General features: G+C 66.8%; 15 protein-coding genes. 6 read left to right on the top strand and 9 right to left on the bottom strand.

The window, feature by feature from the left end; translation table 11 throughout:
- Positions 1-150 precede the first annotated feature (150 nt).
- Positions 151-1902 (top strand): transcription termination factor Rho, encoded by a 1752-nt coding sequence (rho, locus tag AC5P7U_RS04860; RefSeq protein ID WP_495220826.1) that lies wholly within the window; start codon positions 151-153, stop codon positions 1900-1902.
- Positions 1903-2011: 109 nt separating this feature from the next.
- Here the strand turns inward: rho and AC5P7U_RS04855 are convergent, their stop codons facing one another.
- Entirely contained in the window at positions 2012-4543 is a 2532-nt protein-coding gene (locus AC5P7U_RS04855) for a glycoside hydrolase family 3 N-terminal domain-containing protein (protein WP_197563470.1), read from the bottom strand.
- A gap of 341 nt (positions 4544-4884) precedes the next feature.
- On the opposite strand from AC5P7U_RS04855, the gene AC5P7U_RS04850 reads away from it, so the two are divergent.
- The gene (locus tag AC5P7U_RS04850) at positions 4885-5892 is read left to right on the top strand and encodes a LacI family DNA-binding transcriptional regulator (RefSeq protein ID WP_414554633.1); all 1008 of its coding nucleotides are present in this window, start codon (positions 4885-4887) and stop codon (positions 5890-5892) included.
- 17 nt (positions 5893-5909) lie between these two features.
- Here the strand turns inward: AC5P7U_RS04850 and AC5P7U_RS04845 are convergent, their stop codons facing one another.
- Positions 5910-7106 carry a sugar MFS transporter gene (locus AC5P7U_RS04845; RefSeq protein WP_083797423.1) on the bottom strand — a complete coding sequence of 399 codons (1197 nt, stop codon included), beginning with the start codon at positions 7104-7106 and terminating at the stop codon, positions 5910-5912.
- A 488-nt stretch (positions 7107-7594) separates the two neighbouring features.
- On the opposite strand from AC5P7U_RS04845, the gene AC5P7U_RS04840 reads away from it, so the two are divergent.
- The 3 genes from AC5P7U_RS04840 to AC5P7U_RS04830 all read left to right on the top strand — a co-directional run bounded on the left by AC5P7U_RS04840 (position 7595) and on the right by AC5P7U_RS04830 (position 13355).
- On the top strand, positions 7595-10585 hold the full coding sequence (locus AC5P7U_RS04840) for a TonB-dependent receptor (protein WP_006473486.1): 2991 nt from the start codon (positions 7595-7597) through the stop codon (positions 10583-10585).
- A gap of 64 nt (positions 10586-10649) precedes the next feature.
- Entirely contained in the window at positions 10650-11666 is a 1017-nt protein-coding gene (locus AC5P7U_RS04835) for a cupin-like domain-containing protein (RefSeq protein ID WP_197563472.1), read from the top strand.
- Positions 11667-11780: 114 nt separating this feature from the next.
- On the top strand, positions 11781-13355 hold the full coding sequence (locus tag AC5P7U_RS04830) for a sensor domain-containing diguanylate cyclase (RefSeq protein ID WP_197563474.1): 1575 nt from the start codon (positions 11781-11783) through the stop codon (positions 13353-13355).
- Positions 13356-13389: 34 nt separating this feature from the next.
- Here AC5P7U_RS04830 and AC5P7U_RS04825 read toward each other — a convergent pair whose 3' ends face one another.
- Entirely contained in the window at positions 13390-14280 is an 891-nt protein-coding gene (locus tag AC5P7U_RS04825) for an energy transducer TonB (RefSeq protein WP_197563476.1), read from the bottom strand.
- Positions 14281-14341: 61 nt separating this feature from the next.
- On the bottom strand, positions 14342-16072 hold the full coding sequence (gene aceK / locus AC5P7U_RS04820; RefSeq protein ID WP_197563478.1) for a bifunctional isocitrate dehydrogenase kinase/phosphatase: 1731 nt from the start codon (positions 16070-16072) through the stop codon (positions 14342-14344).
- 155 nt (positions 16073-16227) lie between these two features.
- On the opposite strand from aceK, the gene AC5P7U_RS04815 reads away from it, so the two are divergent.
- Positions 16228-16974, top strand: a complete 747-nt coding sequence (locus AC5P7U_RS04815; protein WP_049456693.1) for a KilA-N domain-containing protein — start codon at positions 16228-16230, stop codon at positions 16972-16974.
- Between the two features lie 76 nt (positions 16975-17050).
- Here AC5P7U_RS04815 and AC5P7U_RS04810 read toward each other — a convergent pair whose 3' ends face one another.
- The 5 genes from AC5P7U_RS04810 to AC5P7U_RS04790 form a co-directional block, all read right to left on the bottom strand.
- On the bottom strand, positions 17051-17410 hold the full coding sequence (locus AC5P7U_RS04810) for a hypothetical protein (RefSeq protein ID WP_006473505.1): 360 nt from the start codon (positions 17408-17410) through the stop codon (positions 17051-17053).
- Between the two features lie 54 nt (positions 17411-17464).
- Complete coding sequence (locus AC5P7U_RS04805; RefSeq protein WP_006473506.1) at positions 17465-17881, bottom strand: roadblock/LC7 domain-containing protein; 417 nt, start codon at positions 17879-17881, stop codon at positions 17465-17467.
- Positions 17874-18422: a GTP-binding protein gene (locus tag AC5P7U_RS04800; protein ID WP_197563480.1), complete on the bottom strand. Its 549-nt coding sequence runs from the start codon at positions 18420-18422 to the stop codon at positions 17874-17876. The genes AC5P7U_RS04805 and AC5P7U_RS04800 overlap by 8 nt, the downstream gene beginning before the upstream one ends.
- Positions 18415-19380 (bottom strand): hypothetical protein, encoded by a 966-nt coding sequence (locus AC5P7U_RS04795; RefSeq protein WP_197563482.1) that lies wholly within the window; start codon positions 19378-19380, stop codon positions 18415-18417. The genes AC5P7U_RS04800 and AC5P7U_RS04795 overlap by 8 nt, the downstream gene beginning before the upstream one ends.
- Before the next feature lie 282 nt (positions 19381-19662).
- Positions 19663-21885 carry an NADP-dependent isocitrate dehydrogenase gene (locus AC5P7U_RS04790; protein WP_006473546.1) on the bottom strand — a complete coding sequence of 741 codons (2223 nt, stop codon included), beginning with the start codon at positions 21883-21885 and terminating at the stop codon, positions 19663-19665.
- Positions 21886-22695: the final 810 nt, after the last annotated feature.

Raw genomic sequence — 22695 nt, 5'->3', positions numbered from 1 at the left:
CCCTTGCACGGCGCCGCTGGCCGATGATAGTGTCGGCATATCCGGCCGCGTTCGCGTGCCGCACCTTCTGGACGCAGTGTCTTCCAGACCCATTCCCAACGTTCGCCGCCCCAGCCGGGCGCTCGCACCTTCAAGCGAGGAATAACGCTCTTGTCCGATAACACTTCCGAAACCGGCAGCGCCGATGCGCCCGCCGAAAAGCGCGTGCGCAAGCCCCGCGTAGCCAAGGCTGCCGCTCCGGCCGCCGCCGAAACCAGCGCCGCTCCGGCGCAGCCGACCCTGCCGCTGGCCGCCGCGCCGGAAGCGCCAGCGCCGACGCCGGCAGCCCCTGCGCCGAGCGCGCCCGCCGCCGAGGCCCCCGCCAGCAGTGGCGGCGGCGAAGGTGGTGAGGGCCGCGAATCCGGCCAGCCGCGCCAGCAGAATCACCAGGGGGGTGGCCAGAACCAGGGCCAGAACCCGTACAACCAGAACGGCCAGCAGGGCCAGGGACAGGGTCAGGGCAACCGCCGCGATCGCTTCCGCAACCGCCGCGACCGTGACCGCAACAACCGCTTCCGCGACGATGGCATGCCCAACGACGGCGGCGAGCAGCAGCCCTTCGTGCCGCGCCCGCATGCCAACGTGCCCGAGGGCTTCCCGGTCTACTCGCTGAGCGACCTCAAGCGCATGCCGGCGCAGAAGCTGCTGGAAATCGCCGAGCAGCTGCAGATCTCCGAAGGCGTCGCCCGCGCCCGCAAGCAGGACGTCATCTTTGCCCTGCTGAAGGTGCTGACCCGCCACGGTGACGGCGTCGCCGCCGACGGCGTGCTGGAAATCCTGCCGGACGGCTTCGGCTTCCTGCGCGCGGCCGAAGCCAGCTACCTGGCCGGCCCGGACGACACCTACATCTCGCCCAGCCAGATCCGCCGCTTCAACCTGCGTACCGGCGACCATATCTCCGGCCGCATCCGCTTCCCGAAGGATGGCGAGCGCTACTTCGCGCTGAACATCGTCGACACCATCAACGGTGAGCCGATCGAAGCGTCGAAGAACAAGGTGCTGTTCGAGAACCTGACCGCGCTGTTCCCGCGCCGTCGCTTCACCCTGGAGCGTGGCAACGGTTCGTCGGAAGACATCACCGGCCGCATCCTCGACCTGATGGCACCGCAGGGCAAGGGCCAGCGCTCGCTCATCGTGTCCCAGCCGAAGGCGGGCAAGACGATGATGATGCAGCAGGTCGCCACCGCGATCACCACCAACCACCCGGACGTGCACCTGATCGTGCTGCTGATCGACGAGCGCCCGGAAGAAGTGACCGAAATGCAGCGCACCGTGCGCGGCGAAGTCATCAGTTCGACCTTCGACGAGCCGGCCGCGCGCCACGTGCAGGTGGCCGAAATGGTCATCGAGCGTGCCAAGCGCCTGGTCGAGCACAAGAAGGACGTGGTGATCCTGCTCGACTCGATCACCCGCCTGGCCCGCGCCTACAACAACGTGGTGCCGAGCTCGGGCAAGGTGCTGACCGGTGGTGTCGACGCCAACGCCCTGCACCGCCCGAAGCGCTTCTTCGGTGCCGCGCGCAACGTGGAAGAAGGCGGCAGCCTGACCATCATCGCCACCGCGCTGGTCGACACCGGCTCGAAGATGGACGAGGTGATCTACGAAGAGTTCAAGGGCACCGGCAACAGCGAAGTGCACCTGAGCCGTCGCATTGCTGAAAAGCGCGTGTTCCCGGCCATCGACATCAACCGTTCGGGCACCCGCCGCGAAGACCTGCTGATCGAGCCGGAACTGCTGCAGAAGATCTGGATCCTGCGCAAGCTGCTGCATCCGATGGATGAAATGGCCGCGATGGAATTCCTGCTGGACAAGATGAAGAACACCAAGTCCAACGACGAATTCTTCGGTTCCATGAAGCGCTAAGAGAAAAGCCCCGCATTGCGGGGCTTTTTTTTGCCGTCGGGAACGGCACATCCACGCATGGCGTGGATCTGCTGGCCGCACCGGGCATGGCCCGGCGCAACCGCGTGGCTTACGGGCAGGCCACCGCACCTTCGGCATTGGCCGTGTTGGCGGTCAGCTTGACCTGGGTGAACGCTGCTGCGAACGGTGTGTCGGCAGCCACCACGAACGGGGCTTCCACCGCGCCCAATGCCACGCCCTGCTTGGCGAAGCACGCCAGCGGTACGGTCACCGTCTGCTTCTGGCCGGGCGAGAGCTTGGCCAGCAGCGGGGCGATATCCACCCCGCCCTCGCAGCCGCTGCCGCACTGCATCGTCACCTTCACCGGCGATGCCGGGCGCTTCACCAGCTGCACGTCGAACTGCAGCGCGCCGTTGCTGCGCGCCAAGGCGCCCAGGTTGTGGCGCGAGGTGCTGCGCGCGATCAGCTGCGCGGGGGCCAGCCAGGTCACTTCCCTGGCATCCTGCTGGGTGTTCACCTGCACGGTGCGCACCTGCACCACCGGCTTGGCAGCCGGCCAGCGCAGCGTGGCATTCAGATCATTGCCCAGCGGTTGCGTTGCGCCAGCGGCGGCCACGTGCAGGGCGAACGGCGGCGTGTCGGCGCGGTTGAAGATCGGCAGCACGGTCACTTCACCGCAGCTGTCCGGGTTGGCCTCGTCCAGCCGCGCCAGCGTGCCGCCCTTGGCGTAGCTCAGCCCATAACCCCGCGCAAACAGGGCCGGCTTCTTCGCATCGGGCTGGTCGATCGGCGCCGGGCATGGCACGCCCGGCCACGGGAAGCTGAGGCGGCCGCGGAAGTCGTGCGCGGGCTTGCCACCCTTGCCGGCCACCAGCACATCGGTGACGCCCTTGCCTTCGGTGCCCGGCAGCCAGGCCGCAACGAACGCGCTGGACAGGTTGAGCAGGTCGTTGGTGTACATCGGCCGACCGGACAGGTAGACCGTCACCACCGGCTTGCCACTCGCTGCGGCGGCCTTCAGCACGGCCAGGTCCTGCGGGTAGGCGCGGCTGTGGCTGACCGTGTCCGAAGCAAGGATGTCACCGTTGGTCTCCGCATACGGCGTTTCCCCGATCACCGCCAGCACCACATCGAAGGTGTTCGGGTCGATTCGCTGGCCATCTGCGCTGAAGCTGATCTTGTCCGTACCCAGTTCGGCCCGCAACGCGCCCAGCACCGAGTCGGCGTTGGGGAAGTCGGCATTGCTGTTCTCGGTGCCCTGCCAGGTCAGCGACCAACCGCCGGACTGGTCGCCGATGTTGTCGGCGCTCTTGCCGACCACCAGCACGCGCGCGTCGCGGCGCAGCGGCAGTACCTTGCCTTCGTTCTTCAGCAGCACCAGTGATTCGCGCACCGCACGGCGCGCAAGCTCGCGGTGTTGTACGGCGCTGGCATCACCTGCGTAGCGGCTGTCGGACGGCTTGTGTTCGAACAGCCCGGCGCGCAGCTTCACCCGCAGGATGCGCGTCACCGCATCGTCGATGCGCGCCATCGGGATCTCGCCCTTCTGCACCTGCGTGGTGGTGTTGTCGATGAAGGCCTTCCAGTCATCAGGCACCATCACCATGTCGATGCCGGCGTTGATGGCCTGCGCACAGCTGTCGTTGCGGCAGCCTGGCACCTGGGCGATGCCGTTCCAGTCGGAGACGACGAAGCCGTCGAAACCCATCCTGTCTTTCAGCGCATCGGTCAGCAGTGCCTTGCTGCCGTGCATCTTGCCGTAGTCGACACCACCCGCGCGGTCGTTCCAGCTGTTGAACGAGGCCATCACCGTCTGCGCACCTTCGGCCAGCGCGCCGTAATAGCCCTGCGCGTGGACGTTGATCATGGTGGCCTTGTCGACCAGCGCCTCACCCTGGTCCCGGCCGTTGTCGGTAGCGCCATCGCCCAGGTAGTGCTTGGCGGTGGTGACCACGTTGCCGTCATCCTTGAACGCCCCCTGCGCGCCCTTGACGTAGGCGTGGGCGAAGCTGCGGATCACCGCCGGGTCGGACGAATAGCTTTCGTAGGTGCGGCCCCAGCGCGGGTCGTGGGCCACGGCCAGGGTGGGCGCGAACACCCAGCCGATGCCGGTGGCACGCACCGAGCGTGCGGTCGCCTCGCCGATGCGCTCGATCAGTTCGGCATCACCGGCCGCGCCCAGGCCGATGTTGTGCGGGAACAGCGTGGCGCCCAGCACATTGTTGTGGCCATGCACCGCGTCGGTACCCCAGATCACCGGCACCGGCGTCTTCGCATCGGTGGCCAATGAAGCCGCGTGGTAGGCATCGGCCAGCTTCAGCCAGGCCTGCACGCTGGCGTGCTTGTCCATGCCCGGCCAGGAGCCGCCGCCGTTGAGCACCGAGCCGATGTAGTACTGGCGTACCTGTTCCGGCGTGATCGTCTTGATCTCGGCCTGGGTCATCTGCCCGATCTTCTGCGCCAGCGTCATCTGCGAAAGGATCTGCTGCACGCGGCGTTCGATGCCAGCGTCGGTGGCGATCGCGCTGTGCACGCGCGGCCAGTCCTGCAGGCGTTCGCCCTCGGCCTGTGCGGCACCGGCCGCTGCGGCCAGCGCGGCCAGCAGGCAGCTGGCAAGAAGGGTCTGGGTGGGGCGATTCACTGGGCTCTACCTCCGTGGATGAAGTTCCTGGCATGCGCGGCGGCGATGGCACGCCGGCATGGGTGCCTGCGCACCGCTCCTGACAGCGCTGTCATATAAGGCCGCTCACGTGCTGTCAATCGTCGTTCGTGCGCAATGTGGTGATGGCCGCGCAACGACGGGCTCCGCCGCGCTTGTGGCGCACCGCAGCCACGCCCGGGTGCTGCATCGCGACAAGGAATCCGGACGTGCCAGCGGGCCTCCGGTCGTGGCAACATCCGCCTGCTTCGGCAACATCGACCCGGCCAGCACGCTCTACCATCGCCGCGTGCCCGCCGCCTTCCAGGAGGATCCATCGCACCATGCGCAGTCGAATCGAGGATGTCGCCGCCGTCGCCGGGGTTTCGATCAAGACCGTGTCCCGCGTACTCAACCACGAGCCGAACGTGCGCGAGCAGACGCGCGAACGCGTGCTGGCGGCAGTGGCGCGGCTGGGCTACAAGCCCAACCTGTCGGCGCGCAGCCTGGCCGGCCAGCGCTCGTATGCACTGGCGCTGGTCTACAACAATCCTTCGCGCAACTACCTGATGGAAATCCAGAGCGGCATGCTGGAAGCCTGCCATGCGCAGCACTACAACCTGATCCTGGGGCCGGTCGGCACCGGCCGCCGCACCCTGCCCGACCTGGCCGCGCTGTTCGAGAACTCGCGCCCGGACGGCGTCGTGCTGATTCCACCACTGACCGACGATGATGTGGTGCTGTCCTACCTGGAAGAGCAGGACATTCCTTTCGCCTGCATCGCGCCACGCCACCCGGAAGGCCGCATCGGCGTGCGCATGGACGAGACCACCGCGGTGGTCGAACTGATCGGCCACCTGGTCGCGCAGGGCCATCGCCGCATCGGCCACATCAAGGGTCCCCGCGCACACGGTGCCTGCCAGTGGCGCCACGCCGGATATCGCCAGGCGCTGCGCGGGGCCGGTATCGCCTACGACCCGCAGCTGGTGGTCAACGGCCAGTTCTCGTTCGAATCGGGCGTGGATGCCGCAAACATCCTGCTGGACCTGGACGATCCGCCGACGGCGATCTTCGCGGCCAACGATGACATGGCCGCAGCGGTATACCGCGTGGCCGGCGAACGTGGCCTGCGTGTCCCGCGCGATCTGTCGGTGTGCGGCTTCGACGATACCCCGATCGCCGGGCACATCTATCCGGCGCTGACCACGGTGCGCCAGCCGACCGCGCACATGGGCCGGCTGGCGACCGAGCAGTTGATCAAGCACATCCGCACCGAGACCGCAGGACGCATGATCACGGTCGAGCATGCGGTGCTGGATCGCGAGTCGACCGCCGCGCCCCGGCGGCGCTGACGACGGCGGAACCGGTCTCATGGCGCCGGCAGCCGTGAGCCCTTCCACGCATAGAAGGCGATGTAGACGTAGCACAGCACCGGCAGCAGGAAGGACAGCTGCAGGCCATGGCGGTCGGCCAGCCAGCCCATTGCCAGCGGAATCACCGCGCCACCGACGATGGCCATCACCAGCAGGCTGGACGCCTTTCCGGTGAGTGCACCAAGGCGGGCGATGGCCAGGGCGAAGATGGTCGGGAACATGATGGAGTTGAACAGGCCGATGCTGACCACGGCCCACTTGGCCAGGCCGCCGCTGGCGGTGACCGTGATGCCCAGCAGGATCATCACCGCCACCGCGAACAGGCCCAGCAGATGGCGTGCGTCCAGCCGCGCCAGCAGCGCCGCCCCCACCAGGCGGCCGGCCAGCGCGCCGCCCCAGTACAGCGAAACATAGCCGGTGGCCTCCTGCTCGGTCAGGCCCTGGCCGATGCCGGGCGAGGACAGGAAATTGACCAGCACGCTGCCGATGGACACCTCGGCCCCGACGTAGCAGAAGATGGCCAGCACGCCCAGGCGCACGTGGCGATGGCGCAGCACGTCCCATACGCGGCCTTCGCTGCTGGCGCGCCCCTCCACGCCCGGAATGGTGGGCAGGCGGAACATCCAGATCGCGACGGCCAGCAGGAACAGCGCGACTGCCAGGCCGAAGTACGGCAGCTGCACCGACTGCGCTTCGGCCGCGCGATAGGCCAGTGCTTCGGCCTGCGGCAGCAGGGCCAGCTCATCCTCGCTGCGTGGCTTCGCCGAGAGGATCAGCAGGCCGCCAAACAGCGGCGCCAGCGTGGTGCCCAGCGAGTTCATCGCCTGCGCCAGGGTCAGCCGGCTGGAGCTGGTGCGCTCGTCACCGAGCAGCGCGACATAGGGATTGGCCGCCACCTGCAGCACGGTGATGCCGGTGGCCAGCACGAACAGCGCCGCCAGGAACAGGCCGTACACATGCGCGGCAGCGGCCGGCCAGAACATCAGCGCACCCACGCAGGCGATGGCCAGGCCGGCGACGATGCCACGCTTGTAGCCGAGCGCCGCGACCAGCCTTCCGGCCGGCAGTGACATCAGGAAATAGGCGCCGAAGAAGGTGAACTGGATCAGCATCGCCTGCACCCAGCTGAGCGCGAAGGCGGCCTTCAGGTGGGGAATGAGGATGTCGTTGAGGCAGGTGAGAAAACCCCACATGAAGAAGATCGCGGTCACCACGGCCAACGCGCGGGTATTGCCCTGCACGTGTTGTCCGCTGACGGTCGTTGCTGTGTCCAAAGCCTGTCCTCCCGGTCAGTGTTTCAAGCCATCCATCGGTCATGCGGGGCACGCGAAGGCCAACTGCATTGTCCAGCGCTGTCAACGCGTCGCACAGCCTCCCCGGCACGCCCCCGCACCGTCATCCGCGCAGTTTCGTTCTGCACCGCACAACGCTTTTCCGCATCCGGATTGGCAGCGCTGTCATCCCTGAAAAACCGCTGCAAGGGCCTTCAATAAAGGCAATTCGCCGATGCGAGCGGCTTCCTGGCAACGGTTACATCCCGACCTGCACGGCCGCTGGTCAGGCGCACTTGATGGCAGTTTGTTGACAACGCTGTCAACCGTCGCTCCAATCCGGCCACGTGCAGTAACCGCGATCAGAACAACGCAACGACACCACCGGATTCCCTGGGGAGGGAGCTTGCATGAAGACGTACAGGGCAGTACCTCGCAAGACGATGCTCACTTCCGCGCTGCTGGCAGCGCTGGCTGCACCGGCCTGGGCACAGGACGCACCCGCCGCCGGCCCGGCCGATCCGGCCACGCTGGATACCGTGCAGGTCACCGGTATCCGCGGCAGCCTGCAGTCTTCAATGAACCTCAAGCGCGACAGCCAGGGCGTGGTCGATGGCATCGTCGCCGAGGACATCGGCAAATTCCCGGATACCAACCTGGCCGAATCGCTGCAGCGCATCAGCGGCGTGTCGATCGACCGTACCTCCAGCGGCGAAGGCTCCAAGGTGACCGTGCGCGGCATCGGCCCGGACTACAACCTGGTGTTGTTGAACGGTCGCCAGATGCCCGCCTCCAACCTTGGCAACGGTGGCGGCGGCCTGAACGGCTCGCGCTCGTTCGACTTCGCCAACCTGGCCTCCGAATCGGTTTCGGCGGTGGAGGTGTACAAGACCAGCCGTGCCGACAACCCGGCGGGCGGCATCGGCGCCACCATCAACATCAGGACGATGCGCCCGCTGGAATCGGAGCCGGTGATCAGCCTGGGCCTGAAGGCGGTCAATGATTCGTCCAACGACAACCTGCCGCGCACGCTGCAGGGTTCGAACATCACCGGCGAGCTGTCGGGCATCTTCAGCCAGCGCTACGCCGATGACCGCTTCGGCGTGACCCTCAGTGCCAGCCATCAGGAACGCGATTCGGGCTTCAACCAGGCCACGGTGGCCGAAGGCTGGGCAACGCTGTACGGCAACAACACCACCGATTGGCGCGCGCTGCCGCAGCCGGGCCAGGGCTATGCCGATCGCATCACCAACCGGCCCGGGCCGAACGATGTGTACGCACGCCCGCAGAACACTGCCTACAACGTCAACGGCGTGCAGCGCCAGCGCACCAATGCGCAGGCCACGTTCCAGTGGAAGCCAGCCGACAACGTGACGACCACGCTGGACTACACCTATGTCGAGAACAAGGTGCAGCAGCAACGCAGTGAACTGTCCGTGTGGTTCAACTACGGACCGGGCGACAGCACCTGGACCAACGGGCCGGTGGCCGCGCCGATCATCTACAGCGAGGACATGACCAATTCGGACGTGTCGATGGGCGGCGCCAAGCTGGCCACCAAGACCGGCATGCACTCGCTGGGCTTCAACGTGGACTGGGAAGTGAACGACGCGCTGGACCTCTCGTTCGATGCCCACAACTCCACCGCCGAATCGAAGCCGGACAGTCCGTATGGTTCGGCCGGCGTGCTGGGCGTGGCCGCCTTCGTGCGCGGCAAGACCACGGTGGACTACAGCGGCGACCTGCCGATCATCAACATCGCGCTGCCGCCCGGCGGCGTGCAGGCGTCCGATGCGCTGGTGACCGGTTCGGTGTTCCAGAACAGCTACAACAAGTCGAAAGTGCAGCAATACCAGGGTCGCGGTACGTTCCGCTTTGCCGACTATTCGGCGCTGGACTTCGGCATTGGCCATGCCCAGGTGGAGAACCGTTCGGCGTCGGCGATCATGCAGCGCAATACCTGGGGTGGCCTGGGAACACCGTCCGACTACGCCGATGACATCTGGTATGCGGACAACATGGCCAAGTACTTCAAGGCATTCTCCGGCCACAGCGATCCGCGCCTGACCGGCCAGTTCCTGGTCTTCGACTTCGACCGCCTGATCGATCGCGCTGCGCAGGTCGGCAGCGCCTCCGATCCGGCCTGCCCCAGCTGCTACTACGCGCCCAGCCAGTACTCAGAGGATATCCGCACCACCGAGAAGACCCGCAGCGCCTACCTGCAGTACCGCACCAGCTTCGACTGGTCGATGCCGCTGCACGTGGCCGCCGGCGTGCGCTACGAGCGCACCGAAGTGGAATCCAACGCGATGGTGCGCGTACCCACCGGCATCAGCTGGGGCTCGGCCAACGAGCTGAACATCGTCTACGCGGCCGACAGCAGTTTCATCGGTGGCCGTGGCAAGTACGACTACATGCTGCCCAACGTCGACCTGAAGCTGGACCTGAGCGAATCGCTGGCGCTGCGCGGCAGCTACAGCCGCACGCTGGGCCGCCCCAGCTGGACCCAGATCCAGAGCGGCCAGTCGCTGGCCGACATCGTGCGCACCCAGGGCGGCACCGCCAGTCGTGGCAACCCGGGGCTGGAGCCGCTGATCTCGGACAACTTCGACCTGTCGCTGGAGTGGTACTACGGCGAGGCCAGCTATGCCTCGGTCGGCTTCTTCCGCAAGAACATCAAGAACTTCATCAGCGACACGATCGTGCGCGAGAACACCGGCACGCTGCACACCCCGGTGGGCGGCGCGTACTGGAACGAGGCACTGGCTTCCGGCTGCGGCACCACCGACATGCCCTGCATCCGCGACTACATCTTCACCAACCATGCCGGCGATCCGGGCGTGACCTACACCGGCACCAATTCGGCGGGGCAGAAGACCGGCACCATCACCGGCCTGCCGGGTGATCCAATCGCCGGCTTCGACGTCACCGTGCCCGCCAACCAGCACTCGGACCATCTCGATGGCTGGGAAGTGGCGGTACAGCACCTGTTCGGCCAGTCCGGCTTCGGCGTCGCGGCCAACTACACCAAGGTGAAGTCGGGGCTGACCTTCAACAACCTGAGCCTGGGTGACCAGTACCCGATGATCGGCCTGAGCGACTCGGCCAACGTTGTCGCCTTCTATGACAAGAACGCCTGGCAGATCCGTGCGGCGTACAACTGGCGCGACAAGTTCCTCAACGGCATCGGCGGCCAGGGTCCCAACCCGAACTACACCGCCGCCTACGGCCAGCTCGATCTGAACATCAGCTACGCGGTGAGCGAACAGCTGACCCTGAGCCTGGAAGCGATCAACCTCACCGACGAGACCATGCGCACCTACTCGCGCCATACCAACATGCTGCGCTACGCCACCCAGACCGGCCCACGCTACATGTTCGGCGTACGCTACAAGTTCTGACCGGCCACGGTATCGTGGAGCCGGGCGCAGGCCCGGCTCCACACACCCCACCGGACATCCGCGCATGCTGCCGCCTCCCCGCCCGATCGATGAAATACATGGCCTGGACCCAGCGCAACTGCACCAGCAGCTGCCGGGATGGACCACGCCGAAGGTGATCCGCGGGCTGGTCTCGCATTGGCCGCTGGTGGCCGCCGCACGCACCTCCGATGCCGCTGCAGTCGCCCATCTGGCCAGCTTCGATCCTGGCCGGATGCCGGTGACCGCGACCACCGCAGCGCCCGAAACGCAGGGGCGGTTGTTCTACAACGAGGATATGAGCGGCTTCAACTTCCGCCGCGAACAGGTGCCGCTGAACGTCGTGCTGGCTACGCTGCTGAAGTACGCACGCGACCCGTCGCCGCCGTCGATCTACGTCGCCTCGACCACGCTGGACAGCTTCCTGCCCGGCCTGGCCGAAGCGAATCCGCTGCAGCTGGGCATGGCCGACCCGCTGACCAGCATCTGGATCGGCAACCGCTCGCGCATCGCCGCCCACCAGGATGTGCCGGACAATCTTGCCTGCGTGGCGGCGGGGCGCCGCCGGGTCACCCTGTTCGCCCCCGATCAGGTGCGCAATCTTTACGTCGGCCCGCTGGATTTCACCCCGGCCGGCCAGGCGATCAGCCTGGTTGACTTCGACGCACCGGATTTCGAGCGCTTCCCACGCTTCCGCGAGGCGCTGGCACAGGCGCAGGTGGCAGAGCTGGCGCCTGGCGATGCCGTCTTCATTCCTTCGCTCTGGTGGCACCACATGGAAGGACTGGACGCGTTCAACGTGCTGATCAACAGCTGGTGGCGCCCGGTGCCGGCCTGGATGGATTCCCCGATGAACGCACTGATGCTGGCGATCCTGGCGGTGCGCGACCTGCCCGAACCCCAGCGCGCGCACTGGCGCGCGATGTTCGATCACTACGTGTTCGACGCCGATGCGTCGACCAGCGCACATATTCCTGCGCATGCGCGTGGCGTGCTGGCCCCGCTGCACGCCGACCGCGCCGCGCAGATACGGCAGATCCTGCGCCAGCGACTGCAACGGTGAGCCCTGTGGCCGGCGCGTGCTTCACCCGCGCCCGGCCCTTTTGTGGCGATAATGCAGCCCCGCCTCCGCCGGTACCTGACCGCGCCGAGCGCCCTCTGCCCTCGTTTGCCCCGCATGCGCCTGATTTCGCCCCGCCTCAACCTGGGCAAGCTGATCCTTGCCCTGGCCCTGCTCAGCGCCATCATCGCGCTGGCCAATACCCTGCTGGCCAGCTACCGGGTGCAGCGCGACCAGCTGGTCGGCAATACCCTGGAAGCCAATCGCGTCTATGCCACCAAGCTGGCCGAGACCACCCAGAACTTCCTGCTGGCCGCACAGCAGGAGCTGGCCTATGCGGCCACCCGGCTCGGCCAGGACGATCTGGATCCGCAGCGGGCGCAGGATGAGGCCAGCCGCCTGCAGCTGCAGACCAACAGCTTCAATTCCTCGCTGGTGGTGGACGCCGATGGCCTGGTGATCGCCACTTCGCCGCAGACCCTGCAGCTGCAGGGTGAGGTGCTGCACAGCGTCGGCAACAACGCGGCTCTGGCGGCACGCCAGCCGATGATCAGCGATCCGTACCAATCGGCCACCGGCAAGCTGCTGGTGTCGCTGTCGCACCCGATCTTCAACCGCCAGGGCCATTACCGCGGCTACGTCAGCGGGACCCTGTACCTGCGCCAGCGCAGCGCACTGCATACGCTGCTGGGCAAGCACTACTACCGCGACGGGTCCTACCTGTACGTGGTCGACCGTCATGGTCGCCTGCTCTATCACGCCGATGGCAAGCGGGTGGGTGACTACGTGGTCGGCAATCCGGCGGTGAAGGCGGTGGTGCGTGGCGAGCGCGGTGCCCAGCAGGTGCGCAACAACCTGGGCATGTCGATGCTGGCCGGGTATGCACCGGTGCCGGCGACCGGCTGGGGCATCATCGCCCAGCGTCCGACCGAGGCCACCCTGCAACCGCTGTCGCGGTTGATGACCGCAGTGATCTGGAACGCGATTCCGCTCGGCCTGCTGTCGCTGCTGGTCACCTGGTGGTTCGCCCGCCGCATTTCGATGCCGCTGTGGCAGCTGGCGCGCAACGTACAGGGCGGCGAGGATACCGGCAATGCAATCAACCATGTCAGCGGCATCCGTGCCTGGTACTTCGAGGTCGCACAGCTGAAACACGCGGTGCTGCACAGCTTCAACGCACTGCAGGACCGGATCGGCACGCTCAACCGGGCCAGCCGCACCGACCCGCTGACCGGCCTGCTCAACCGTCGTGGCCTGCAGCAGGCACTGGATGCGCTGCAGGTGCAGGGCATCCCATTCGCGATCCTGGCGCTGGACATCGATCGCTTCAAATCGATCAACGATGCCCACGGCCACGACGTCGGCGATGCCGCCATCGTCCATATCGCTGATCAGATGCGCCGCTATTCGCGCGACAGCGACATCCTCTGCCGCGCCGGCGGCGAGGAATTCCTGCTGCTGATGCCGGGCATCAACGCCGAGCCGGCACGCCAGGCCGGCGAACGCCTGCGCCAGCGTATCGCCGGCCACCCGTTCGAGCCGGTGGGCACCATCACCGTGTCGCTGGGCGTGGCCCACTTCCCGAGCTTCCATGTCGATGCCGAGCAGGCGCTGCGGCTGGCCGACAAGGCGCTGTACATGGCCAAGGAACAGGGCCGCAACCGGGTCGTGGTCTACCCCTACGCCGACTGAGGCGGAGCCGACCCGGCCAGCTCCGCCATCCTGCTCAGCCCTGTTCCAGCGGAGTCAGCAGGCGCACGCCGCGCCTGGCGCCATCCACCATGTAGACGCCGCCCTCCTGCAGCAGGTCACTGCCGGCCTGCTCGATCGGGTCCGCCCTGCGCCACGGCACGGCGTGCCGCGGCCCCGGAATGAAGACACGCCAGCGCCCCAGACGCTCCGGCCCGGCATTGCGGTCGTTGTTCAGGGCGAAGGTCACCGGCACGCGTACCGTCCAGCTGTCCCGGGTGCTGTCCTCGCCGGTGGTCGGCGGGGTGAAGGTCCATTTGCGCGCGCTGCTGACGCTGGCCTTGGCCAGGCTGTCGCGCATCCTGGCCAGGGTCTGCTCGGGCCCGACCACGGCCATGTTGACCTGCTCGGCAACGACATCGGCCACCGTACCGTCGCGGGCCACCTTGACCATCAACAGCACCTCGCCCTGGCCACCGTTCCGAAACACCTCTTCCGGGTAACGCGGCGGCGTAATGCGTCGGTCGGTCACCGAGTCGGTCGCCTTCGGATCGTATTCGCTGAAGTTGACGCTGGTCATGCTGACTTCGTAGCCGCCCTCCGCCATCGGCTTGCCGCGCAGGCGCACGTGCATGGGGGCACGTGTCGCCACCGCCTTGCCATCACGCAGCGTCGGCTCGAAGCGCCAACCTGCAATGGTGCCCTCGACGAAGGACGCGATGCTCGGAGACAGCATCGACTTCTGGTCCAGTACCAGCGTGCTGACCGAACCATCGGCGGTGATCTCGACATGGCCGGAAAGCACCATGCTCATTTCCGCCGTGGCGCGCACGGCGCGTGCGGTCTGTGCACTGGCATCGCCGGCCAGCAAGGGGGCGCCGCAGCCTACGGCCAGCGCGAGGGCGAGAAACAGGGGGGAACGCATCATTGCCGGATCCTTGGTGATGAGTGCCGAGCGTACCCCAGTCGCGGCCATCACGGCAGCCCGTTCACGCCAGCCGATGGGCGCCCGCGTACGGCGGGGTGTCGGGGTAGTCACCACGCGCGAACCTGTCCTGCAGCTGCTGCCACCACTGCGGATCGAACAGGTGCCGGAAATGCTCGCGCACCGCGGCCAGTTCACCGGCTGGCAGGCCCATGAACGGGCCGAAGCGCTCAGGGAAGACATCGCGCGGGCCTACATGGAACCACGGCTCATCGGCCATTGCCTCTTCCGGGCTGCGCGGTTGCGGCCAGGCGCGGAACACGCAGTCGCTGACCAGGCACAGCTCGTCATAGTCGTAGAACACGGCACGCCCATGCCGCGACACACCGAAGTTCTTCGGCAGCATGTCACCGGGAAAAATGTTGTTGCGCGCCATGTCGGTGATGGCCTGCGCATAGTCGAGCACCGCCGCCCGCACCGCCTCGCCACCCTGCTCGCGCAGGTACAGATTCAGCGGGCGGAAGCGACGCTGCACATAGCACAGCGCGACTTCCACCTGGTCGCCATCGACGCGAACGCTCTGCGCGCACTGCTGCAGCAGCTCGTCCAGCAGCGCCGGCGCGAAGCGGTCACGCGGGAAGCGCAGATGACGATACGGCTGTGCGTCGAGCAGGCGGCCGACACGGTCGAGGTTGAACACCAGCGCGTACTTCTCTTCCACCTGCTGCCGCGACATTGCCTTGGGCCAGGCAAAGCGGTCGCGGATCAGCTTGAACACCAACGGATAGCTGGGCAGGGTGAACACCGCCATGACCATGCCCGGCGTGCCTTCGGCAGGCACCAACCGTTCCTGCGGATGCTCGTTGAAGTGGCGGAAGAAGGTGCGGTAGCGCTCGGTCTTGCCCTGCTTGGCGCGGCCCAGCACGGTGTAGATCTCATCGATTGGCTTGCCCGGCAGCAGGCTGCGCAGGAACACCACCGCATCCCCCACCGTGGCAAGGTCGGCCTGGAAGTAGCTGCGCGACACGCCAAACAGGTGGGCGACATCGCGGCGCCGGGTCAGCACGGCATCGGCGCGCAGCCCGCGCTCATCGTTGATCAGAGCGATCACGCACGGCGAGAAGCGATGCTCGCCGAACACGCGGCCGACCAGATAGGCGCGGCGCTCGCGATAGAACACGGTGTCGAGCAGCTCGATGCTGCGTACCGGCGTATCACCCCAATGGGCCAGATCGTCCTGCAGGCGCACTGCGATCGCCGCCGCGCAGCGCAATTGGTGGGCATAGGGAATGTCGAAGCGGTAATCGGCCAGCACCCGCTGCAGCGCCTCCACCGGCCGCGTGGGCGAGACCGCGTAGGTATGCCGTGCGACCGGATGGGTGATGGCATCGGAAGGTTCAACGTCGAAGGCGATGAACTCCAGCGCCGGGTCCACGCCACGGGTGGCGAACAGGCGCCGCGACAAGGTGTTGTAGAAGGTCTTGTACAGCTCGGCATCGATCAGCCCCTGCAGCAGGGTGCTGTAGCGCGCGTGCACCTGCAGCCACAGCGCGCGCGCGCCGATCGCCTCACCGGCGAGGCGACGCAGCGCATCCATCTGCTCGGCGATGCACAGGTCGTACAGGGCGATGCGCTCGACGGCATCCTGGCGGGCGCCGGCCCAGTCGCGCTGCTCGAAGCGCTGCCGCGCACGCGCGGTGATCGCCGCGAAGCGGGCGTGATACTGCTCGAAACCATCACGGATGGCGCCCGCGATGCGCGACGCCAGCTCGGCGGCGATGTCAGGCTCGGACATGCAGGGCTCATCGGAGAGGACCGGCTTCACCATACGCTGGCATGGGGTGGCTTGTGTAGCGCCGCTGCGCACCGCGACAAACGCAACGATTCCTACAGACCCGATGCCTCCCTGCTGCCTACCCTTTCAGGCCCAACAACGGCACGAGGTGACGCATGCAGCAAATGACCTTTATTCCGCGCGTGGAGGAAGGCAACGTAATCCCGCAGCGCGCCCGCGACGGCTACATCAGCGCCACCGCCCTCTGCCAGTCCGTCGGCAAGCGCTGGTCCGATTACCGGGCGCTGAAATCGACGGAGGAGTTCCTGCAGGAGCTCACGGCGCAGACGAAGCTGTCCGAGAATGAGCTGATCCACGTGGTCTCCGGTGGAAACCCGGCGATGCAGGGCACCTGGATCCACCCGTACCTCGCCATCCAGCTCGGCCAGTGGCTGTCGCGCAAGTTCTCAGTGAAGGTCTCGCAGTGGGTGGTGGAATGGCAGCAGGGTCGTGCCAACGCGGTGATGCCAGCGCACATCGACCGCTACATGCAGAACCGCGCAAAGGTGCCCTATACCCACTTTTCGATGCTCAACGAGCTGACCCTGAACCTGATCGCGCCACTCGAGCAGGCGGGCTATACGCTCCCGCAGGCGCTGGTGCCGGACATCTCCGAAGGCCGCCTGTTCTGCAAATGGCTGAGGGATCATCGCGGCGTCAACACCGATGCACTGTCCACGTATGACCACACCTACCCGGACGGCCGCACGGTGCAGGCCAAGCTGTATCCCAACGAGTTCTACGAGGACTTCCGCCGCCATTTCAACGAAGTCTGGCTGCCCCAGAAGGCGCACACGTACTTCGCCAAGCGCGACAGCAAAGCGCTTTCGTTCGTGACCACGCTGCTGCTTCCACCGCAGTGAAAGCAGCGCCGAACGTGCTCGGCTGCTTCGGCTGAAAGCAGCCGAGCATGGCTCGGCTCTACAGGAGCCGAATGGCTCAGATCGCCAGTTCGGCCTCCACGTCCTGCACCTTGCGCCGCGCCAGTGCCAGGTTGGACTTGGTGCGGTCCAGCACGATGTAGAAGAACAGCCCCTTCTTCTTCGCCACCGGACGCATGATGTGGTACGCCTTGCCCAGCGAGATCAGGATGTCTTCGATGGTGTCGTTGAGGTTCAGCGACGCGGCGGTCTTCATCTTGGCGCGGATCACTTCGGTGTTGCCGGCCGCGGCCACTTCCATGTCCATGCCGGCACCGGCTTCGCCCAGCAGCATGCCGCTTTCATAATCGACCAGCGCCACCGCCTGTGCGCCATCGATGCCCATCAGTGCGTTCAACGATTCAGTCAATCCAGCCACGTCGTATCCCCTTGTCAGTGTTGGTTCGAGCCCCTTGTTCCCCTGCGGCCGGGCTCACGATCCGCTGAGTTCGGCCAGGATCGCCTGGCCACATTCCCTGCTCTGCCACAGCACCTGGCCGATCACGCTGCGCTGGTCGCAGGCTGCCATCAGCAGCAGCGGCGCGCGCCCTTCGGCCTGGATCGCCAGCATCAGCACCTTGCCCCCCGCGGCTTCCAGCATCAGCGTCTGCAGATCGCCCAGCACCAGCTCGCGCCCCACCGCCGCGGCCAGCGCCAGCATCGCGCTCGTCATCGCCGCCAACCGTTCGCCGCGGCCGTCGGCACCGGCGCTGACCAGCGCGAAACCATCCACGCTGGCCAGCACGACCGTGCGCACCCCTTCCACACGCTGCTGCAGGTCCTGCAGCAGGGGTTGCAGGCGCTCGCGCTGTCCGGCATCGGGCAGGACCGCCACCTGCCCGTCAGCCATGCGCGGCCACCAGTGCATGCGCTTCCATTTCGCCCATCAACACATCCATCAGCAGCAGTCCCTGTTCGCGGTCGCGGGCATCGACCGCCAGCAGCGGCAGTGGCTGGTCGTCGAGGCAGGCGCGCGTGGCCCAGTCATCCAGCGCGGCATGGGGTGCCTGGTCGAGATGGGTGACCGCCACCACCAGCGCCAGCGCCGGTGCGAACGGCCGCAGCACCTGCAGGTAGTCCTCCAGCTCGGCGGCCATGCCGGCGCGACGCGCATCCAGCAGCAACACCGCACCGCGCGCGCCCTGCAGCAGGATCGGCCACAGGAAGTCGAAGCGCTGCTGGCCCGGGGTGCCGTACAGGCGCAGTCGTTCGCCGTTGGGCAGGTCGATGTCGGCGTAGTCCAGCGCGACGGTGGTGGAGGCCTTGTCGGCGCCAAGGCGATCACTGTTGGCCACATCCGTATCGATCACTGCGCCAGCCGCGATGCTGCGCACCAGGGTCGACTTGCCACTGCCCATCCCGCCCAGCACCACCACCTTGTGCTCACGCATTGCGCTCGCTCCCGCGCAGGTGCCGCCACAGGCGGGCGAGCAGGCCATGATCGGCACCCACGCTGCGCGCCGTCGCTACCGACGACGTCGGTGGAGCCTGCAGCTGCGCATAGCCACACAGATAGGCGGCATGGATGAAGTCGCGCACCGCCGCTGCCGGCAGTTCCAGCAGCATCGCGCACTCGTCCACGGTGCAGGCACGCTTGAGCAGCAGCGAGCACAGGCGGAAGCCATCGTGATCGTGGCCCAGCACGCGGAAATCGGGCCAGCGCAGCAGCTTCACCGATGCACCGCGCAGGCGTTCGTCCAGCGCCTGCCAGTGGCGGCTGCGCTGTGCCCACTGCCACAGCAACGGCCGCAGTGGCTGGCGTGCACGGTCGCCGGCCAACGCCTGCAGTCGTGCCGGTGTCAGCGCATCCAGCTGCAGCCGCTCGAAGGCGTCGGCCAGGCGCTCTACCAGTGCGGCGGAAGGTTCCTGCAGCACCACCGCCTGATCGTGCTCCAGATCCATCAGCAGCAACGGCTCGCCCGCATCACTCAACAGGGCCTGGCCCTGGCGCAGCGGCAGCCGCTCGCGCAGCAGTCGGGTGATGGCGTGCGCACCATCGGCCAGGCGGATCGGAGCAGGTGCGTGCATGGCCAGGGACTCCCCTGCCACCTGCATGCCACGCAAGGCGCGGCCGATGGCACCGTCATCCAGTACGTCCTGATGGCCATCGCCATCACGCAGCTGGCCTCCCAGGTCCTCGATCCAGCACTGCAGTCGCGGGCGTTGCTGGCGCATGCGCTGGGCCGCATTGCGTAGCGCCGGGGTATCTCGGATCACCAGCAGGTCGCAGTCGTCCAGGTCCTGGCTGCGCCGCACCTGCCCATCGGGCAGTGCAGAGGCCAGGCGCAGCCGTTGCAGCAGGGCCTGCTCGCCCTGGATGTCGGTTCCCACTACCAGCACGCGTGCCATCCGTGTTCCCCGTGCGACCACCTCCCCGGTGGTCTCGCGTCGCCAAGGCTAGGGCATCGCCTGCGGCGACCGTCGTGATCGATTGCTCAGATTGGAAGTGATCGCGAACGCAGCCCTTTCCTTTCTGCGACAACCATCGTGGGCAAGTTTCATGCCCTCTTGACGGCATTACGACAGCCGACGGATTTCACGGTTCTGGCCGCAGGTCGGACGCGGCCGGCCGCGCAAAAAGAAACCCGCGCCGAAGCGCGGGTTCCGGGGTCGCAACGGGACGGCGATGAATCAGCCGCGCAGCTGCTCCAGGGCGGCATTGAAGGTCGCGCTCGGGCGCATCGCCTTGCTGGCCTTGGCCACGTCCGGGCGGTAGTAGCCGCCGATATCCACGGCCTTGCCCTGCACGGCGATCAGCTCGTCGACAATCTTCTGCTCGTTGTCGGTCAGCGCCTTGGCCAGCGGGGCGAAGCGTGCCTTCAGCGCGGCATCTTCATTCTGCGCGGCCAGGGCCTGGGCCCAGTACAGCGCGATGTAGAAGTGGCTGCCACGATTGTCGATGCCACCCAGCTTGCGCGACGGCGACTTGTCGTTGTCCAGGAACTGGCCGTTGGCCTCGTCCAGGGCCTTGGCCAGCACGCGGGCAGCAGCGTTGTCGTAACGGTTGCCCAGGTGTTCCAGCGACGCAGCCAGGGCCAGGAATTCACCCAGCGAATCCCAGCGCAGGTAGTCCTCTTCGACGAACTGCTGCACGTGCTTCGGCGCCGAGCCACCGGCGCCGGTCTCGAACAGGCCACCACCGGCCATCAGCGGCACGATCGACAGCATCTTGGCGCTGGTGCCCAGCTCCATGATCGGGAACAGGTCGGTCAGGTAGTCGCGCAGCACGTTGCCGGTCACCGAGATGGTGTCCTCACCCTTGCGGATGCGGTCCAGCGAGAACGCGGTGGCTTCCACCGGCGGCAGGATGCGGATGTCCAGGCCGGCGGTGTCGTGGTTCTTCAGATAGGTTTCGACCTTGGCGATGACCTGTGCGTCGTGGGCACGGGCGGCGTCCAGCCAGAACACGGCCGGGGTGCTGCTCAGGCGGGCGCGTTCGACGGCCAGCTTCACCCAGTCCTGGATCGGCGCATCCTTGGTCTGGCACATGCGCCAGATGTCACCGGCTTCCACGGCATGCTCGAACACCACGTTGCCGGCGTCGTCGGTGACCTTGACCACGCCATCGGCGGCGATCTGGAAGGTCTTGTCGTGCGAGCCGTACTCTTCGGCCTTCTGCGCCATCAGGCCGACGTTCGGCACCGAGCCCATGGTGGCCGGGTCGAAGGCGCCGTGCGCCTTGCAGTCGTCGATGACGGCCTGGTAGACGCCGGCGTAGCAGCGGTCCGGGATGACCGCCTTGGTGTCCTGCAGCTTGCCTTCGGCGTTCCACATCTTGCCGGAGTCGCGGATCATCGCCGGCATCGAGGCGTCGACGATCACGTCGCTCGGCACGTGCAGGTTGGTGATGCCCTTGTCCGAGTTGACCATGGCCACGCCCGGGCGCTGTGCGTACTCGGCGGCCAGGTCGGCTTCGATCGCGGCGCGGGTGGCTTCGGGCAGCGACGGCAGGCGCGCGGCCAGGTCACCGATGCCGTTGTTGGCATCGAAACCGGCCTGCTTCAGCACGTCGGCGTGCTTGGCCAGCACGTCCTTGTAGAACTCGTTGACCGCCACGCCGAACATGATCGGGTCGGAGACCTTCATCATGGTCGCCTTCAGGTGCAGCGAGAACAGCACGCCCTGGGCCTTGGCATCGGCGATCTGCTCGCCGATGAACGCGGCCAGCGCCTTGCGGCTCATCACCGCGGCATCGACGATCTCGCCGGCCTTGACCGCGGTCTTTTCCTTCAGCACGACGGCGCTGCCGTCCTTGCCGTGGAAGGTGATCTTCAGCGAACCGGCGTTGGCCAGGGTGGCCGACTTCTCGCTGCCGTAGAAATCACCGGCGGCCATGTGCGCGACGTGCGACTTCGAATCAGCGGCCCAGGCGCCCATGCGGTGCGGATGCTTGCGCGCGTAGTTCTTCACCGACAGCGGTGCGCGGCGGTCGGAGTTGCCTTCGCGCAGCACCGGGTTCACTGCGCTGCCCTTGACCTTGTCATAGCGCGCCTTGTAGTCGCGCTGCTGGTCGTCGGCCGGGGTTTCCGGGTAGTCCGGCAGCGGATAGCCCTGGTCCTGCAGTTCCTTGATGGCCGCCTTCAGCTGCGGCACCGACGCCGAAATGTTCGGCAGCTTGATGATGTTGGCGTCCGGGGTGGTCGCCAGCTGGCCCAGTTCGGCCAGGTCGTCACTGACCTTCTGTGCATCCGACAGCAGTTCCGGGAACTGCGACAGGATGCGGCCGGACAGCGAGATGTCACGGGTTTCGACCACGATGCCGGCAGTGGCGGTGTAGGCATCGACGATCGGCAGCAGCGACTGGGTGGCCAGGAACGGGGCTTCGTCGGTCAGCGTGTAGAGGATCTTGGACATGGGGGACTTGGACTCTGTAGCAGTGCTCAGGGGAAGGCCGGCGCCAGCGCCGGGCCACGTGCAACCGTGTCGCTTTTCCCTGCCGCCGTCAGGGTGGGCGCGCGGTGGGGAAACCCCTGCATTGTCGCGTTTTCAGCCGCGCGGGGCAAAGCCGCGCCATACGCGGCGGTACTGCACCACTGTGTTGCGCGGCTGGTTAGCTTCCCGCCTGGAACCTGAGGCTTGGTCGGCTAGTTCGACTTCTCGCTCGTGGAGGCACGCACGACCCACTCCGACAATCGCTGCCCCCACTCGGCGCCCATCGGACAGGTCAACGTCTGTGCGCGTTTGCTTCGCCGGAAGCTGCAGACGCGGAATCCTCCAACGACGGCGGCCAGGCTGGCGACTTCATCTGCCGTCGCTGCAGCACCTCGGATGTGCAGCGAACCGGCGCCAGACACGCTGGGTCGAACGTAGACGTCGTACCGGGTGGAACCTCCGTCCGCGCTTGCGTACCCCGACACGGCATATCCGCTGTCCGTGAAGCGCATATCCGGCGTGCTTCCGGACGCAGGCTTCTCAGGTGCATCGCCCTCGTAGATCAAGGCGACTTCCCGACCATCTCGCCTGACGCGGTGCAGGCCGAAGTCGACAGGTGCCTCATAGGTCACGGACATGCCCGTAGGCACGCGAAGACAGGCACCGTATAGAAAGTGGTCGCAGCTGTAGCTCCACAGATCAGCGGGTGCGATTGCGAGGGTGAGTGCAATCCAGCTGAGCATCCTGTCTCCCGACCTGTCCGTATGCGGCTGAGGGTACCCAAGATCCATG

This window comes from Stenotrophomonas sp. YJH_SMC_57, assembly GCF_059369755.1.
Note: the sequence above shows the minus strand (reverse complement) of the source record. Positions and strands in the feature narration are given on the sequence as shown.